We start from the raw sequence: 17,645 nt of genomic DNA, 5'->3' as shown, positions 1-17,645 counted from the left end.
GATCGTTCAGGACTCCGTTCTACACTCGGTCTTCAGTCGAGGACTCGAGGAGGAGCCCCGCGGATGAACGCCGACGAGATCGCAGCCGGACGGGCACGCTGGCAGGCCCGCTACGACGCCGCGCGAAAGCGGGACGCCGACTTCACCACGCTGTCCGGGATGACCGTCGACCCGGTCTACGGCCCGCCGGAGGGCACCGCGTACCCGGGCTTCGACCGGATCGGCTGGCCGGGCGAGTTCCCGTACACCCGGGGGCTCCACCCGACCGGCTACCGGGGGCGCACCTGGACGATCCGGCAGTTCGCCGGGTTCGGCAACGCCCAGCAGACCAACGAGCGCTACAAGATGATCCTGGGCGCCGGCGGCGGCGGGCTCTCGGTCGCGTTCGACATGCCCACGCTGATGGGCCGCGACTCCGACGACCCGCAGGCGCTCGGCGAGGTCGGCCACTGCGGCGTCGCCATCGACACCGCCACCGACATGCAGGCGCTCTTCGACGGCATCGACCTGGCCGGCGTCACCACCTCGATGACCATCTCCGGCCCGGCCGTGCCGGTCTTCTGCATGTACCTGGTCGCCGCCGAGCGGCAGGGCGCCGACCTGTCCAAGCTGGACGGCACCCTGCAGACGGACATCTTCAAGGAGTACATCGCGCAGAAGGAGTGGCTCTTCGACCCCGAGCCGCACCTGCGCCTGATCGGCGACCTGATGGAGTACTGCGCCCGGGAGATCCCGCGGTACAAGCCCCTCTCGGTCTCCGGCTACCACATCCGCGAGGCCGGGGCGACCGCCGCGCAGGAGCTGGCGTACACGCTGGCCGACGGGTTCGGCTACGTCGAGCTGGGGCTCAGCCGCGGGCTGGACGTCAACGTCTTCGCCCCGGGCCTGAGCTTCTTCTTCGACTCGCACGTCGACTTCTTCGAGGAGATCGCCAAGTTCCGCGCCGCCCGCCGGATCTGGGCCCGCTGGCTGCGCGACGTCTACGGCGCGACCAGCGAGAAGGCGCTCTGGCTGCGGTTCCACACCCAGACCGCCGGGGTGTCGCTGACCGCGCAGCAACCGGTCAACAACGTGGTACGGACCGCCGTGGAGGCGCTCGCCGCGGTGCTCGGCGGGACCAACTCGCTGCACACCAACGCCCTCGACGAGACCCTGGCCCTGCCCACCGACGAGTCCGCCGAGATCGCCCTGCGTACCCAGCAGGTGCTGATGGAGGAGACCGGCGTGGTCAACGTCGCCGACCCGCTCGGCGGCTCCTGGTACGTCGAGGCGCTCACCGACAAGATCGAGGCCGAGGCGGAGGAGATCTTCGCCCGGATCCGGCAGCTCGGCGGCGAGGGCCCGCACCAGATCGGCCCGATGACCTCCGGCATCCTGCGTGGCATCGAGGACGGCTGGTTCACCGGTCACATCGCCGAGTCGGCCTTCGTCTACCAGCAGGCGCTGGAGAAGGGCGACAAGCGGATCGTCGGCGTCAACTGCCACACCGGCACGGTCGCCAAGGAGCTGGAGATCCTGCGCATCTCGCACGAGGTGGAGCTGGAGCAGCGTCGGGTGCTCGCCGAGCGCAAGGCCGCCCGGGACGACGCCGCCGTCAAGGCCGCCGTCGCCCGGATGGTCGAGGTCGGCCGCACCGGCGAGAACATGATCCCGGCCATGCTGGACGCCGTCCGCGCCGAGGCCACCCTCGGCGAGATCTGCGACGCGCTGCGCGCCGAGTGGGGCGTCTACCGCGAACCCGCCCGCTTCTGACCCGCCTCCCGCCCTCCGCGACCGGTGCCTCGCCGGTGGCCCCGAAGGCACCGCGAAAGGTGCGAACGGCCACCCGTGCGGGCGCGCTCGCGGAGGGCGGTCGCGGCAGCGGCCGGGTGGGCGGTGAGCAGGGGTGAGAGTTGCAACTGTCGCCGTCGCGGTTGATCTGAGTTCCGCGGGACACGTGCGAGACTAGATAACCATGAGCGACCCACGGATCACCTCGTCGATCTTCACCCGCGGCGCGGTCGACCTCAGCGCGCTGCGCAGCACCGCACCGGCCAACACCCGCCCCAGCACACCGGCCCAGGCCGGCCCGTCCGCCGGTCTCCCGGGCGGCCCCGCCACCGGAGGCGGCGGCCTCGCCGTGATCGACGTGACTGAGGCGACCCTCCAGTCCGAGGTGCTCGAGCGTTCGCTGACCACGCCCGTCGTCGTCTTCTTCGGCGCGGCCGGCTACCCGGAGAGCGACGAGTTCGCGCCGGTGTTGGAGCGGCTGGCGACCGAGGACGCCGGCGCGTGGGTGCTGGCCCGGGTCGACGTCCAGGAGAACCCCCGGATCGCCCAGATGTTCCAGATCCAGGCGATCCCGACCGTCTACGCGGTCGTCGGCGGGCGGCCGATCGACGCGTTCCCCGGCGTCGTCCCCGAGCCGCAGCTGCGCCAGTGGATCTCGGCGGTGCTCAAGGCCGGCGGCGTGGCCGTGGCCGAGCCGGAGGACCCGCGCCTCGACGAGGCCGACGACGCCCTGATGAGCGGCGACCTGGACGCCGCCGAGCGGGCGTACAAGAAGATCCTCGCCGAGTCCCCGGCGGACGCCGCGGCGGAGGCCGGCCTGGCCCAGGTCGGGGTGGCCCGGCGGGTCGCCGGCGTCGACCCCCAGGCGGCGGTCGCCGCCGCGCAGGCCGCCCCCGACGACGTCGAGGCGCAGCTGCTCGCCGCCGACATCGAGGTGCTCAGCGGCCTGGCCGAGCAGGCGTACGCCCGGCTGGTCAGCCTGGTCCGGCGGACCGCCGGCGACGACCGGGAGAAGGTACGCCAGCACCTGGTCTCGCTGTTCACCATCGCCGGCCCGGACGACCCCGCGGTCGCCTCGGCCCGGCGGGCCCTGGCCAGCGCCCTGTTCTGAGTTCGTAGCACGCCAGCGCGGGCCGGCGTTCCGGCCGGCCCGCCCGACCACCGAGGACGGGAGCCCATGATGCGCCGGATCGCCGTCCTCGACGCGCCGACAAACCTGGGACTGCGCCCACCCACGTCCACCTCCGTTCCCGGCTGCGGCAAGGCGCCCGGCGCGCTGCGCGACCACGACCTGCTCGCCCGGCTGCGGGCCCGCGACGCCGGCTGCCTCACCCCACCCCGGTACGACCCGGGCGACTGGCGGCCCGGCGACGGCGTCTGCCACGCCCGGGAGATCTCCGGCTACTCGGTGGCCCTCGCGGACCGGATCGGCGCGATCATCGACCGGGGCGAGTTCCCGCTGGTGCTCGGCGGCGACTGCTCGGTGCTGCTCGGCTCGGCGCTGGCCATGCACCGGCTCGGCGAGGCGGTCGGCGGCCGGATCGGGCTGGTCTTCGTCGACGGCCACTCCGACTTCCGGCACCCCGGCAACGCCTCGTACGTGGGCGCGGCGGCGGGGGAGGACCTGGCCCTGGTGACCGGGCGCGGGCAGGCCGACCTGGCCGCCATCGAGGGGCGGCGCCCCTACTTCCGGGACATCGACGTGGTGGTGCTCGGCATCCGCGCGCAGGACGAGTACCGCCTCGACCTCCAGGCCGCCGGCATCACCACCCGGCCGGTGCCGGCGCTGCGCGCCGAGGGCGCGGCCCGCACCGCCCAGTGGGCGCACGAGCAGCTCGCCGACTGCGCCGGCTACTGGGTGCACATCGACGTGGACGTGCTCGACCCGGCGGTGATGCCGGCGGTGGACGCGCCGGACCCGGGCGGGATCGCCTTCGCCGAACTGGAGATCCTGCTCGCCGGGCTGGTGGACACCCCGCACTGCCTCGGCGTCGAGTTGACCGTCTTCGACCCCGACTACGACCCGGACGGCTCGTACGCCGCCGAGATCGTCAACACCGTCGTGGCCGGCCTGGCCCCGGTGTCGGTGCCGCAGGCGGTGCCGCCCCGGCTGCTGCCGGCCGCCCCGTCGCCGCAGCGCGTCCGGTCCACCGGGCCGGCGACCCGCGCCGGTCTCGCCACCCCGCCCAACGGCGGTGCCGGGCCGGCCGGAGCGCCGGGGCCGGGCTCCCCGGTCGGCATCGCGCCGTTCGGGTCCGGCGAGCCGGCGGTGGACGAGCCGGAGGCTGCGACGGGCCCGGCGACCGGAGGGCTCGCGCCGGCGCCGGTGGAGACGCCGGTGCCCGCCGTCGCCGTCGAGCCGGTCGGGCCGCCCGCCGCCGTCGGGCCCGGCCTGCTCCGCCGGGTGCCCCGTGCCGACGAGGACGGGACGTCGGAGGACGACCCCTCACCGTCGTCCGCCGGCATCGCCTGACGGATCGCCCACCCCCGGTCCGGCCCGGCTCGCCTGGTCTGTGATCGACACGGTTTGCGGCGTGTTGCGATATCACGGCTGACGGACACCACGACTCGCCGCAAACGGAGTCGACCAACGCTCGCGGCCGGCGAGGCGCGCCGGCGCTGGGGGCGGGTCAGCGGAGGGCGCGGAGGAAGCGCTCGCTGATCGGGACCGCGCTGGCCGTGCTCGACCCGCCCTGCTCGACGAAGACCGCGAACGCGACGTCACCCTGCCAGCCGACGAACCAGGCGTGGGTGTGCGCCGGGTTGTTGTCGTACTCGGCGGTGCCGGTCTTGCCGTACACCGGGCCGCCGGGGACGTCGGCCAGCGCCTTCGCCGTGCCGGCGGTGACCACCTCGCGCATCATCGCCTTCAGCGGCTCCACCGACTCGGCCTTGAGCTGCGGGCCGGGCTCCGCCGGCTTGGCCGGGGCCGGGTCGAGCACCAGTTTCGGCTGCTCCCAGCGCCCACGGGCGACCGCGGCGGTGGCCCCGGCCATGGCCAGCGGGCTGACCACGGTGGTGCCCTGGCCGATCGCGGCGGCGGCCTGCTCGACCGGCGAGCCGTTGGCCGAGACCTTGCCGGTGAAGGCGTCCGTGCCGAGGTCCCAGCTGCCCTCCAGGCCGAGGGTACGGCCGGTGACGGCCAGCCCGTCGGGGCCGAGCTTCGGTGCCAGGGAGGCGAAGGCGGTGTTGCAGGACCTGGCGAAGTCGGTGCGGAACGGCACCTTGCCGAGGACGAAGTCGTCGGAGTTCTTGAAGGGCCGTCCGTCCACGGTGAACGTCTTCGGGCAGTCCACGACGGAGTCGGCGCCGACCGCGCCGCGGTCCAGCAGGCCGAGGGTGCTGACCACCTTGAAGGTGGAGCCCGGCGGCACCTGGGCGGTGAAGGCCAGGTTCTCCCCGGCCGCGCCCGGCCCGTTGGCCGCGGCGAGCACCGCGCCGTCGCTGATCCGTACCGCCACCAGGGACGAGCGGCGCTTCTCGCCGCGCAGCGCGGCGTCGGCGGCGTTCTGGGTGGCCACGTCGAGGGTGGTCTTCAGCGGCTGGCCGGACTGCGGCTCGTGCCGGAAGACCTCGGTCGGCTCCGGGCTGCCGTCGGGACCGGCCGGCCCCTGCACGAGCACGGTGAGCCCGGGAGTGCCGCGCAGGCGGTCGTCGTAGCGGCCCTGGAGGCCGCCGTGCCCGACCAGGTCGCCCTTGGCGTACCGGTCGGGGTGGGCGGCCAGGTCGTCGGCCTGCGCCTCGTCGACGGAGCCGAGCAGCGCCCGGGCGAACTCCCGGGTGGGGGCCAGGTCCCGCTTCTCCGTGGGGAACCGGGTGCCGGGCAGGTCGTAGATGCGCGACCGGATCTGCCGGTACGCCTCGTCCCGCAGCGTCACCACCTCGACGAAGGCGCCCGGATCCGCCTCGCTGAGGCGTTTCGGCAGGTCGGAGAGGTCGACCGGGGGATTCAGCGCCGGCCGGATCGCCTTGAACGCGGCGTCGAGCTGCCTGACCAGCGCCTTCACGTCGGTCACCTCGCTGGGCTGCACACCGACCCGGACCACCTGCCGGGGCGCCACGATCGGCTGCCCGGCGGCGTCCAGCACCCCGGCCCGCGGGCTGGCGGTCCGGCGTACCGTCAACCGGTCGCCCTCGCCGAGCTGCTCCTGCACCAGCTGCGGCTCCCAGATCACCTGCCACTGGTCGTCCCGGCCCTGGCGCAGCCGCACCGGCCGGTCGTACGCCCAGGTGGTCTTTCCCGGCAGCGCCCACTCCACCCGGACCTTGGCGGTGGCGATGTCCTTGGTGACCTCGGCGTCGCCGGAGCGGCGCAGGGTGGGCGGGGTGGCGGCCAGCTCGCCGGAGAGCTCCTTGATCTCCTTGGCGACCTCGGTGGCCGGCAGCCGGGCGCCGGTCGGGTCGATGAACCCGACCGCGCCGAGGTCGCCGGAGCGCCAGCCGGCCAGGAAGGCGTCGACGGTCCGCTCCGGTCCGTCACCGTCCGAACACCCGGTGAGCGCGCCGGCCGCCAGCACGGTGGCGGTCAGCGCCGCGAGGGCCGGCCGGAGGCGCGTACGGGGACGGCGGAGCGGGTACGACACGGGCATGGAGCGGTACCTCCGGATCTCGGACTGCCCTGCACGCTAGTACGACCGTGCTCCCCGTACCGCCCTGGCGTGGCCGCACGCTGCGTGAAGACCCCGACGGCGGTGTGATGAACATCGCGAGTCGGGGTACTCCGCAGCCGGCCGACCACGCATCTGCAACGGGTGAAAGGACAGAGTCCCGAACCGGACGTCCGGCCGGTGGTCCGCCGACGAACGGACAGAGTGGCAGGGCCTAGGCTGGGCGGCAGAGTGACCCACAACGCGGTGGGTCGAGGGGAGTGGCACCGATGGACCGGCGTCCGGCGATCAAACCGGGACCCGACCTCCGGCAGGCTGACACCGGCCGGGACGACAGCTTCGATTCGGCGACCGACGGGGACGGCTTCGGCCGACTCGACACAGGAGTTACCGGGATGACCGGTTCGAGTATCGACACCCTCTACGAACTGGGGCTTCCTTCCGAAGCGCTCGGTGACGACGTGGAGGACGCGGAGCTCGACGAGCCGGTACCCAACGCGGAGCGCCTGGTCGCACAGGCGGTGGCGCTGGCCGGCGACGACCACGACGCGGCCACCCTGGTGGGCCGTTTCTGGCGGTTCGCGCCGGACGAGGAACTGATCGGATTCACCGCCGAGGAGATGCTCGACGCCGCCAGGGCGCACCGGGACCTGGCCCAGCAGCGGGTGCCGGGCGAGCTGAAACTGCGCATCCACGAGCCGGACGCCGAGCAGCACCACACGGTCATCGAGATCGTCACCGACGACATGCCGTTCCTGGTCGACTCGGTGACCGCGCTGCTCAACTCCCACCACCTCGACGTGCACCTGCTGGTGCACCCGCTGGTCGTGGTGCGGCGGGAGCCGCTCGGCCGGCTGACCGAGGTCTCCGCCGACGTCGAGCCGGACGACGCGATCGCCGGCGACCTGGTCGAGAGCTGGATGCGGATCGAGATCGACCCGGTCCGCGACGCGGGGGAGCGGGAGAAGCTGCGCCGCGAGCTGCAGCGGGTGCTCACCGACGTGCGCGAGGCGGTGGAGGACTGGCCGAAGATGCGGCAGCGCGCCCTGGCGCTGGCCGACGAACTGGCTTCGGCCCGGACCTCCGACAACCGTCCGCCCGTGCCTGAGAAGGACATCACCGACTCGGTGGAGCTGCTGCGCTGGCTGGCTCACGACCACTTCACCTTCCTCGGCTACCGGGAGTACCGGCTGGTCGACAGCGACGGCGGCGACGGACCGGCGCTGGAGGCCGTGCTCGGCACCGGGCTGGGCATCCTGCGGTCGGACTCGCCGGAGGCCCGGGCGCTGTCGTCGATGACGCCCGAGGCGCACGAGAAGGTGATGGAGAAGCGCCTGCTGATCATCACCAAGGCGAACTCCCGGGCGACCGTGCACCGCTCGGCCTACCTGGACTACATCGGGTTCAAGATCTTCAACGAGGCCGGCGAGGTGGTCGGGGAGCGGCGGTTCCTCGGCCTGTTCTCCACCGCCGCGTACCGGACCAGCGTCCGTGAGCTGCCGGTGGTCCGACGTAAGGTCGCCGAGGTGCTGGACCGCTCCGGCCTGAGCCAGCGCAGCCACTCCGGCAAGGACCTGCTCCAGATCCTGGAGACCTACCCGCGCGACGAGCTGTTCCAGATCAAGACCGACGACCTGTACCACGCCGTGATCGGCGTGCTGCGGATGGCCGGTCGCCGGCAGCTGCGGGTCTTCCTGCGCCGGGACGCGTACGGGCGGTTCATCTCCTGCCTGATCTACCTGCCCCGGGACCGGTTCACCACCCAGAACCGGCTGCGCATGCAGGACATCCTGCTGCACGAGCTGAACGGCGTCGGGGTGGACTACACCACCCGGGTGACCGAGTCGATGCTGGCCCGGGTGCACTTCATCGTCCGGACCGACCCGACCAACCCGCCCGGCGAGGTCGACGCCGACCTGCTCGCCGAGGAGCTGGCCGACGCCACCCGGCTCTGGGACGACGACTACCGGCTGGTGCTGGAGCGCAAGCTCGGCGACGAGCAGGCCAAGCACCTGTTCAGCCGGTACGCCGACGCCTTCCCCGAGGGCTACAAGGACGGCCACACGCCGTACGAGGCGATGAAGGACCTGGCGAAGCTGGAGCTGCTGGAGGAGCCCGGCCAGCTGGAGATGCACCTGTTCCGCAAGCAGCTCGCGCCGCGCGGGGCCGGCGGGGACGCCGACGACGCCATGGACGTCCGCTTCAAGGTCTACCGGTACGGCGAGCCGATGATGCTCTCCGCCGTGCTGCCGGTGCTGCACTCGCTGGGCGTCGCGGTGGTCGACGAGCACCCGTACGAGGTGGACCGGGTCGACGGCCGGGTCTTCCTGTACGACTTCGGCCTGCGCCTGCCCGAAAGGCACCAGGAGCTGGCCGAGGTGCGTCCGCACGTGGAGAACGCCTTCGCCGCCGCCTGGCGGGGCGAGGCCGAGGTGGACGGCTTCAACGAGCTGGTCCTGCGCGGCGGTCTCACCTGGCGGCAGGTGGTGGTGCTGCGGGCGTACGCGAAGTACATGCGCCAGGCCGGCACCGTCTTCTCCCAGGACTACATGGAGCAGACCTTCATCGCGTACCCGAAGATCGCCGCCCTGCTGGTGGAGCTCTTCGAGACGCGGTTCGCCCCGGGCTCGGCGAGCATGGAGGAGCGCCGGCAGCGCGGCGACGAGCTGGTCGGCGCCATCAGCGCGGCCCTGGACGACGTGGCCAGCCTGGACCAGGACCGGATCCTGCGGTCGTACCTGACGCTGATCCAGGCCACCCTGCGGACGAGCTTCTACCAGAAGCCGGTCGGCGGGCGGCCCAAGTCGTACGTGGCGTTCAAGCTGGACCCGCAGGCCATCCCGGACCTGCCGGCCCCGCGGCCGAAGTTCGAGATCTTCGTGTACTCGCCCCGGTTCGAGGGCGTGCACCTGCGGTTCGGGCCGGTGGCCCGGGGCGGGCTGCGCTGGTCCGACCGGCGGGAGGACTTCCGCACCGAGGTGCTCGGCCTGGTCAAGGCGCAGATGGTGAAGAACGCCGTGATCGTTCCGGTGGGCGCCAAGGGCGGCTTCGTGCTCAAGCAGAAGCCGGGGGACCGCGACGAGGCGGTCGCCTGCTACAAGGAGTTCGTCGGCGCGATGCTCGACGTCACCGACAACATCGTCGGCGGCGAGATCGTGCCGCCGACCGACGTGGTCCGGCACGACGTCGACGACCCGTACCTGGTGGTGGCGGCGGACAAGGGCACCGCCACGTTCTCCGACATCGCCAACGAGATCTCGGCGGCGCACCAGTTCTGGCTGGGCGACGCGTTCGCCTCCGGCGGCTCCGCCGGGTACGACCACAAGAAGATGGGCATCACCGCCCGGGGCGCCTGGGAGTCGGTCAAGCGGCACTTCCGCGAGCTGGGCCACGACACCCAGACCCAGGACTTCACCGTGGTCGGCGTCGGCGACATGTCCGGTGACGTGTTCGGCAACGGGATGCTGCTCTCGGAGCACATCCGGCTGGTGGCCGCCTTCGACCACCGGCACATCTTCCTGGACCCGGACCCGGACGCGGCCACCTCGTACGCCGAGCGGAAGCGGCTGTTCGAGCTGCCCCGGTCGTCGTGGGAGGACTACGACCGGAAGCTGATCTCGGAAGGCGGCGGGATCTTCCCGCGTACCGCCAAGTCGATCCCGATCACGCCGCAGGTGCGGGCGGTGCTCGACCTCGACGAGGGCACGACGCAGCTCAGCCCGCAGGAGCTGATGAAGGCGATCCTCACCGCGCCGGTCGACCTGTTCTGGAACGGCGGCATCGGCACCTACGTGAAGGCGTCGACGCAGACCAACGCCGAGGTGGGCGACAAGTCCAACGACGCGATCCGGGTGGACGGCAAGAGCCTGCGCTGCCGGGTGGTCGGCGAGGGTGGCAACCTCGGCTGCACGCAGCTCGGCCGGATCGAGTACGCCCTGGCGGGCGGACGGATCTACACCGACTTCATCGACAACGCGGCCGGGGTGGACTGCTCCGACCACGAGGTGAACATCAAGATCCTGCTCAACACGGCGGTCGCCGACGGCGCGCTGGACGTCCCCGAGCGGGACGAGCTGCTCGCCCAGATGACCGACGAGGTCGCCGAGCTGGTGCTGCGGGACAACTACGACCAGGCGCGGGCGATCAACAACGCCCAGGCCCAGGCCGCGTCGCTGCTCCCGGTGCACCGCCGGATGATCAACGAGCTGGAGCGGGCCGGTCAGCTCGACCGGGCCCTGGAGGCGCTGCCGCCGGACGAGGAACTGGCGGTCCGCACCGAGTCCGGGCTGACCGCGCCGGAGTTCGCGGTCCTGCTCGCGTACGTCAAGATCGTGCTGGAGCGGGAGATCCTGGCCGAGGGGCTGGCCGACGAGGAGTGGACGACCGAGGTCCTGGTCAACTACTTCCCGACGCCGATGCGCGAGCGCTTCGCCGATCGGATGGCCCAGCACCGGCTGCGCCGCGACATCGTCACCACGGTGCTGGTCAACGAGGCGATCAACCGGGGCGGCATCTCGTTCGTCTTCCGGGTCGTCGAGGAGACGGCCGCGTCGTCGGCGGACGTGATCCGGGCGTACGTGGTGGTCCGCGAGGTCTTCGGGCTGCGTGAACTCTGGGACGCCGTCGAGGCGCTGGACAACAAGGTCTCCCCGGAGCTGCAGACCAGCGTCTACCTGGACACCCGGCGGCTGCTCGACCGCGCGGTGCGCTGGCTGGTCACCAACCGGCGCTCCCCGATCGACGTGCCGGCCGAGATCGCCCGGTTGCGCGACGGCGTGGCCCGACTCCTGCCGGACCTGGAGGAGCGCTTCTACGGCAGCGAGCGGGAGTCGCTGGCGGCACACATCGACTCGATGACCGAGCGGGGTCTGCCGCGCGACCTGGCCGAGCAGGCGACCCGGCTGATGTACAGCTTCGGCCTGCTGGACGTGGTGGAGACGGCCACCTCCAGCGGGCGGGACGTGGGCGAGGTGGCCTCGGTCTACTTCGTCCTGTCCGACCTGTTCCGGGTGGACTCCCTGCTGTCGAAGATCTCCCTGCTGCCGCGGGAGGACCGCTGGCAGACGCTGGCCCGGATGGCGCTGCGCTACGACCTGTACGCCGCGCTGGCCGCGCTCACCGCGGAGGTTCTCGGCTCTACCCCGGACAACCTGCCCTCGAACGAGCGGGTGCTCCAGTGGGAGCAGTCGAACGCCACCTCGATCCACCGCGCCCGTCGGGCGATGGGGGAGTTCGACGAGTCGCGGGCCGACCTGGCCGCCCTGTCGGTGCTGTTGCGCCAGATCCGCACCCTGGTGCGGACCTCCGCCGCCGCCTGACGAGTACGCCGACGCGCCTCCGGCGGGACTCAGGTCCCGCCGGAGGCGCGTCGCGTTCACGGGGTCATCGTGGCGAAGACGACGATGTTGTCGGGGTAGCTGCCGGTGGCCTGGTCGAACTCGCCGCCGCAGGTCACCACCCGCAGGGCGGGCTTGTCGTTCGGGCCGTACACCAGCTCGGTGGGGAAGGACACCTTCGGGTACGACCGGACCTCGTCGACGGCGAAGGTGGCCTTGACGCCGTCGGCCCGGGTGACGGTGATGGTGTCACCCGGCTGGAGGGCGCCGAGTTCGAAGAAGACGGCGGGGCCGAGCTTCGCCGAGTCGACGTGCCCGACGATCACCGCGTTGCCGACCTCGCCGGGGCTGGGCCCCGGGGAGTACCAGCCGGCGCGCTGGGCCTGGTCCAGCGGGGGGACCTGGACGGTGCCGTCCGGGTTGGTGCCCAACGTCATGATCTCGGCGTCGACCCCGATCCGCGGGATCGAGATGGTGCCGGGGGCGGCTCGGGACAACGCGGCGGGGGGCACCTCCACCGCCTCGACCGGGCCTTCGCCGGCTACGACGTCCGGCTCGGCGGCGGGGGTCTGCGGGGCGGACTGGGCCCGCGGCTGCGGGGGGCGGGGCGGGGGTTCGGTCCGCAGCGACGCGCCGATCATGCCGGCGCCCACCATGGCCAGCAGGACGACGACGGCCGCGCCGGCGGCGCGCCACGGTCTCCCGTGACGGCCGCCGGCCCGTGTCGCCGTCTGGTCAGACGAGGCCATCGGCCCGACGCCGACGCATCAGCACGATGCCACCCAGGGCGGCCGCGCCGATCATGCCCGCCCCGCCCATGGCCATGCCGCGGTCGGTGCTGGTGCTGGTCATGCCACCGTCACCACCGTCGACGCCACCGCGCGGGAGAACCACCAGTTCGCCCTCGCCGCAGGAGCCCTTGAGCTCGTACTTGCCCGGACGGGCGTCCTTGGAGACCTTGGCCTCGCCGTAGTAGACGAAGTCCTTCTTGTGCTCCCAGCGGTCCTCGTCATCGCCGTAGCCCGAGTGGTCGTCCCGGCCGTTCTCGTCGTGGCCGTTCTTCCAGTCGCCCTTGTCGCCGTGCTCGTCGGACTTCTCGTCGTGGCCGTTGCGGTCCCGGCCCTCTTCCTGGCCGTACTCGTCGTGGCCCTTCTTGTCGTCGTCCTTCTTGCCGTGGTCGTCCTTCTTGCCGTGGTCGTCCTTCTTGCCGTGCTCGTCCTTCTTGCCGTGCTCGTCCTTCTTGCCGTGCTCGTCCTTCTTGCCGTGCTCGTCGCCGCGACCCTCCTCGTGGTTCTTGGCGTCGCGGTCCGGCCCGTTGTCGGCAGCGAAGCCGCCGCCCGCGCCGTTGGCCGGGGGCTGGCCGCCCTCGTTCGACCACTGGCCCTTGCCGTCCTCGCCCTTGCCGTGGTCGTCCTTCTTGCCGTCGTCCTTCTTGCCGTCGTCCTTCTTGCCGTGCTCGTCGCCGCGGCCCTCTTCGCCCTTGCCGTGGTCGTCCTTCTTGCCGTCGTCCTTCTTGCCGTGGTCGTCCTTCTTGCCGTCGTCCTTCTTGCCGTGGTCGTCCTTCTTGCCGTGCTCGTCGCGGCGCTCGTCGTCCTTGCCGTGCTCCCAGTCGCCCTTGTCCTTGTCCTTGTCCTTGTCCTTCCAGTCCCCGTGCTCGCCGCCGCGGTCCTCGCCCCGGTCGTCATGCCGGTCCTTGTCCACCGGCTTCAGCTCCACCTTGCCGGTGACCTTGGACCAGACGAAGGCGTGCTTCTGCCGCTCCGGGCAGATCTCGAGGAGCTTGACCTCGTCGCCGGCCTTCACGACGTGCGGCTTGGCGATGACCTTGCCGCCGCGGTCCTCGCTGTCGTGGTTGTTGTCCGCGAACGCGATCCCCGGCGTGAACACCAGGAGGGACGCGCCGCCGAGGGCGGCACCCGCTACGACCTTCCCGAGCATCTTCTTTGCCATGACCTGCGTCACTCCATCCCTGTTGTCCTGAGCCCGACGACAGTCGAGCTATGACCGACGTTAGACCGTTTCGCGACTTATGCGGGGAAAGATTCGCGTTTAAGAGTTTCTAGGCAGTCAGGGCGATAGAGGTGCTAGATGGCTTCTGTCCGCCCGGTGGCCCCGCTGTCGACCTGCCGGGCGCTCTGGGTGTCTCCGCGGCGGGAAGGGCGTACGTCCGGGTCACCGATGCTCCCCGGGTGTGGGGGTTTGCAGCAGGTATCGAGGCATTGCCATGGAAGCGCTCCCATGCAAGAATCGCTGCACGCGGTTCGGGGAGCCACACCGCGCAGGCAGACGTCGAGGGCAACCGGTCCGACCGGACGGCGTCGCCGCTGGACCGGTCCGCGTGACCGGTCGACGTCACCACCACCACGCCCGTCCGGGTCGGGCACCCCCGAGATATCCCGTTGGCGCCGAGGACCGTCCCCGCAGGGACGTCCACCCGGGCCATTCCGCCGGGCCGTACGCGGATCCGGTCTCGCCCAAGGAGTTCAGTGGCATGAATCTGTGGAGAAACCTGTCCGGCCGGCGCCGGGCGGTCGCGCTAGCCGGTGCGAGCGCCCTGGTCGCGGGCGGGATGGTGGCCATTCCGGTCACCGCGGCGCAGGCCGCGACCCAGTGCAGCGTCGACTACACCACCAACGACTGGCCGGGCGGGTTCACCGCCACCGTAGTCATCAAGAACCTCGGTGACCCGGTCAGTTCCTGGAACCTCGGCTTCACCTTCCCGAACAGCAGCCAGAAGGTGCAGCAGGGCTGGTCGGCGAAGTGGTCGCAGACGGGCCAGAACGTCACGGCCACGAATGAGTCCTACAACGGCTCGCTCGCCTCCGGCGCCAGCGCCAGCATCGGGTTCAACGGCGCCTGGAGCGGCAGCAACCCCAAGCCGACCTCGTTCACCCTGAACGGGACGGTCTGCAACGGCGGCAACCCGACGCCGACGCCGACGAACCCGACCCCCACGCCCACCGACCCAACCCCCACGCCCACCGACCCGACCCCGTCACCGACCACGCCGGGGCAGAAGGTGGACAACCCGTACGTCGGGGCCAAGGGGTACGTGAATCCGGAGTGGAAGGCGAAGGCGGACGCCGAGCCCGGTGGCAGCCGGGTGTCGAACAACCCGACCGCCGTCTGGCTGGACCGGATCGCCGCCATCAACGGCACCACCGGCAGCAGCTCCAACGGCGCGATGGGAGTGCGTGACCACCTGGACAAGGCCCTGGCCCAGGGCGCCAGCTACATCCAGTTCGTCATCTACAACCTGCCCGGCCGGGACTGCGCGGCGCTCGCCTCCAACGGTGAGCTGGGTCCGGAGGAACTGCCCCGGTACAAGGCCGAGTACATCGACCCGATCGCGGCCATCCAGGGCGACCCGAAGTACGCCAGCCTGCGCATCGTCAACATCATCGAGATCGACTCGCTGCCGAACCTGGTCACCAACACCTCCGGCCAGCCCGGCGGCACCGCGATGTGCGACACGGTCAAGGCCAACGGCGCGTACGTCAACGGTGTCGGGTACGCCCTGGCGAAGCTGGGCGCCATCGGCAACGTCTACAACTACATCGACGCCGCCCACCACGGCTGGATCGGCTGGGACAGCAACCTCGGCCCGACCGCGACCCAGCTCCACCAGGCCGCCACCGCCTCCGGCAGCACGGTGAAGAACGTGCACGGCTTCATCGTCAACACCGCGAACTACTCGGCGCTTCGTGAGCCGTACATCAAGATCACCGACACGGTGAACGGGCAGACCGTCCGCCAGTCCAAGTGGATCGACTGGAACCAGTACGTCGACGAGCTGTCGTTCGCCCAGGCGTTCCGCAGCAAGCTGGTCTCCGTCGGCTTCGACGCCAACATCGGCATGCTGATCGACACCTCCCGCAACGGCTGGGGCGGCACCGCCCGGCCCACCGGCCCGGGCGCGACGACCAACGTGGACACCTACGTCAACGGTGGCCGCATCGACCGCCGCATCCACGCCGGCAACTGGTGCAACCAGGCCGGGGCGGGCCTCGGCGAGCGGCCCAAGGCCGCGCCGGAGCCGGGCATCGACGCGTACGTCTGGGTCAAGCCCCCGGGCGAGTCGGACGGCTCCAGCAGCCTGATCCCGAACAACGAGGGCAAGGGCTTCGACCGGATGTGCGACCCGACCTACACCGGCAACGCCCGCAACGGCAACAGCCTCAGCGGCGCCCTGCCGAACGCGCCGATCTCCGGCGCCTGGTTCTCCGCGCAGTTCCAGGAGCTCATGAGGAACGCCTACCCGGCGCTCTGAGCACCGGGCGGACGGCCCACCCGCCGCGGCGGGAGTGAGGCACTGCCGCGGCGGGTTCCCCACGGGCCCCTGGCCCGACCGGTCCATCCGGTCGGGCCAGGGGCCCCCGCCGTGCCCGCCGGTCGGGCGCGCGGGCCCGGTGCGGCGTGCCGATCAGGGGACGGTCCGCTCGATCGCGGCCCGGCCGTGCTCGGCCAGGTCGCGGCGGGCCCGCTCGAGGTTCTGCGGCGTCATGTCCTGCCCGCGGGCCATCACCAGGTCCTCCGGCTCCCAGGGCTGCTCGGCCCCGGTGCGGATGTTGTCCCCGCCGGCCCCCGTGCCGGTCCCGGTGGCGCCGGTGCCGGCCGCGTACGGGTCGCCGAGCAGGTCCTCGGTCGGCACGCCGCCGCCCGCCCCGCCACCGGGCTCGGTGAAGGACGGGTTGTCCCGGTCGGCGCCGCCCCCGGTGGCCAACTGCGGCACGGTGGTCTCGTCGTCGACCGCGGCGGCCACCTCCGGGCTCTCCTCCAGCGGTCGGCGGTTCGGGTCACGATCTGTCATGGTGCTGACCTCCTGTCCCGGGCGCGTCCCTGATCTCGCGTACCCCGCTGGGACCGGCCCATGCCGGCGGAGGTCACGCCTTCCGGTACGCACGCGAACGCCCCGGCCGCTGGTACGGCCGGGGCGCCCGGTTTGTGGTCAGCGTCCGAGGACCCGATCCAGGAAGTCGCGGTACTGGCGCACGGCCACCCGCAGCTGCTCGGTGTCCGCCGAGCCGGCCGTCTGCCAGCCGCCGAGCTTCTCCTTCTGCGTGGCGAGCGCGTCCGAGAGGGCCTGGATCGCCTCCTCGACCAGCGACTGGGCCTCGCCGACCGCTGCGCGGGGGTCGTCCACGAAGCGGAGCTGCACCTCCCGCCAGCGGTCCCGGAAGGCCTGCGCCGCGTCCGCCTCGAAGAGCGTCGCCGCGTGCGTCGGGACGTTCGCTCCGGACGGCCGGGCCGCCTCGGCCACCCCGGCCGCTCCGGCGGCGCCGACGCCGGCCGCGGCCGCCGCCGCGCCACCCTCCGGCGCCTCGGCGTCCGGGTCGACCATGGTCGGCTCGGCGCTGCCGTACCCGGCCGCGCCCTCCGCCGACGCGTCGCCGTCCGGGCGTACCCCACCCGGGGTGTGCTCGGCCTCCCACCGCTGCCGGTCGTGGATCCGGTCCGCGGCGGTCGGGTCGGCCCGCTCGTCGTCGAAGGGTTCGGTCCGCCCGGGCGCGCCGTCACCCGGCGCCACGGTGTCCTCGCCCCGGGCGTCCCGCTCGTCCTCGGGACGGCCGCTGGCCAGCGCCGACGCGGCGACCGCGTCGCCCACGGAGGCCGCGCCGAAGGTGGTCGGCAGCGGGGCCGGCTCGTGGAACTCCGGCCGTCCGTCGCCGTCGGCGTCGTCGCGGTCGAGGTCACGCACGTCGTACGGGCGGGTGTCGTCGGGGTCGTCGGCGCGCCGGTCGGCGGCCACCCGCGGGTCGTCGAAGGTGCCCCGGTCGTCCAGCACGTCGTCGGGGATGTCGGCCCGGCCGTCCCGGTCGTCCCGGGGCGTCCGGGTTGCGGCGTCCGGAGGGGGGACCGGCACCGGGGCGGAGCGGACCGCCTCCGGGTGGTCGCTGCTGCCCTGCTGCTCTTCCTGGCGCATCGTCGGCTC

Annotated in this window: 10 protein-coding genes; 5 read left to right on the top strand and 5 right to left on the bottom strand. The window is 72.4% G+C overall.

Annotated features, from left to right (window positions below):
* Positions 1–63: 63 nt before the first annotated feature.
* From ACTMS9_RS25780 to ACTMS9_RS25770, 3 genes are all read left to right on the top strand, one after another.
* Positions 64–1,752, top strand: a complete 1,689-nt coding sequence (locus ACTMS9_RS25780) for an acyl-CoA mutase large subunit family protein (protein ID WP_441142873.1) — start codon at positions 64–66, stop codon at positions 1,750–1,752.
* Between the two features lie 202 nt (positions 1,753–1,954).
* Positions 1,955–2,881, top strand: a complete 927-nt coding sequence (locus ACTMS9_RS25775) for a tetratricopeptide repeat protein (protein WP_441166214.1) — start codon at positions 1,955–1,957, stop codon at positions 2,879–2,881.
* A gap of 66 nt (positions 2,882–2,947) precedes the next feature.
* Positions 2,948–4,243: an arginase family protein gene (locus tag ACTMS9_RS25770; RefSeq protein ID WP_441166213.1), complete on the top strand. Its 1,296-nt coding sequence runs from the start codon at positions 2,948–2,950 to the stop codon at positions 4,241–4,243.
* 157 nt (positions 4,244–4,400) lie between these two features.
* On the opposite strand, the gene ACTMS9_RS25765 is transcribed toward ACTMS9_RS25770, so the two are convergent.
* Positions 4,401–6,359 carry a penicillin-binding transpeptidase domain-containing protein gene (locus ACTMS9_RS25765; protein ID WP_441166212.1) on the bottom strand — a complete coding sequence of 653 codons (1,959 nt, stop codon included), beginning with the start codon at positions 6,357–6,359 and terminating at the stop codon, positions 4,401–4,403.
* Between the two features lie 287 nt (positions 6,360–6,646).
* On the opposite strand from ACTMS9_RS25765, the gene ACTMS9_RS25760 reads away from it, so the two are divergent.
* The gene (locus tag ACTMS9_RS25760) at positions 6,647–11,695 is read left to right on the top strand and encodes an NAD-glutamate dehydrogenase (protein WP_441166211.1); all 5,049 of its coding nucleotides are present in this window, start codon (positions 6,647–6,649) and stop codon (positions 11,693–11,695) included.
* Positions 11,696–11,751: 56 nt separating this feature from the next.
* Here ACTMS9_RS25760 and ACTMS9_RS25755 read toward each other — a convergent pair whose 3' ends face one another.
* Complete coding sequence (locus tag ACTMS9_RS25755) at positions 11,752–12,462, bottom strand: class F sortase (RefSeq protein ID WP_441142865.1); 711 nt, start codon at positions 12,460–12,462, stop codon at positions 11,752–11,754.
* Positions 12,449–13,663, bottom strand: coding sequence for a hypothetical protein (locus ACTMS9_RS25750; protein ID WP_441166210.1), 1,215 nt, complete (start codon positions 13,661–13,663; stop codon positions 12,449–12,451). The genes ACTMS9_RS25755 and ACTMS9_RS25750 overlap by 14 nt, the downstream gene beginning before the upstream one ends.
* A gap of 541 nt (positions 13,664–14,204) precedes the next feature.
* Here ACTMS9_RS25750 and ACTMS9_RS25745 point away from each other — a divergent pair.
* The gene (locus tag ACTMS9_RS25745) at positions 14,205–15,983 is read left to right on the top strand and encodes a glycoside hydrolase family 6 protein (protein ID WP_441142861.1); all 1,779 of its coding nucleotides are present in this window, start codon (positions 14,205–14,207) and stop codon (positions 15,981–15,983) included.
* Positions 15,984–16,136: 153 nt separating this feature from the next.
* Here the strand turns inward: ACTMS9_RS25745 and ACTMS9_RS25740 are convergent, their stop codons facing one another.
* Both ACTMS9_RS25740 and ACTMS9_RS25735 read right to left on the bottom strand, forming a co-directional pair.
* Positions 16,137–16,523, bottom strand: a complete 387-nt coding sequence (locus ACTMS9_RS25740) for a hypothetical protein (RefSeq protein WP_441166209.1) — start codon at positions 16,521–16,523, stop codon at positions 16,137–16,139.
* A gap of 138 nt (positions 16,524–16,661) precedes the next feature.
* Complete coding sequence (locus ACTMS9_RS25735) at positions 16,662–17,636, bottom strand: hypothetical protein (protein ID WP_441166208.1); 975 nt, start codon at positions 17,634–17,636, stop codon at positions 16,662–16,664.
* Positions 17,637–17,645 lie beyond the last annotated feature (9 nt).

Origin of the sequence: Micromonospora sp. L31 (assembly GCF_052068075.1) — a bacterium.
GTDB lineage: Bacteria > Actinomycetota > Actinomycetes > Mycobacteriales > Micromonosporaceae > Micromonospora > Micromonospora purpureochromogenes.
Note: the sequence above shows the minus strand (reverse complement) of the source record. Positions and strands in the feature narration are given on the sequence as shown.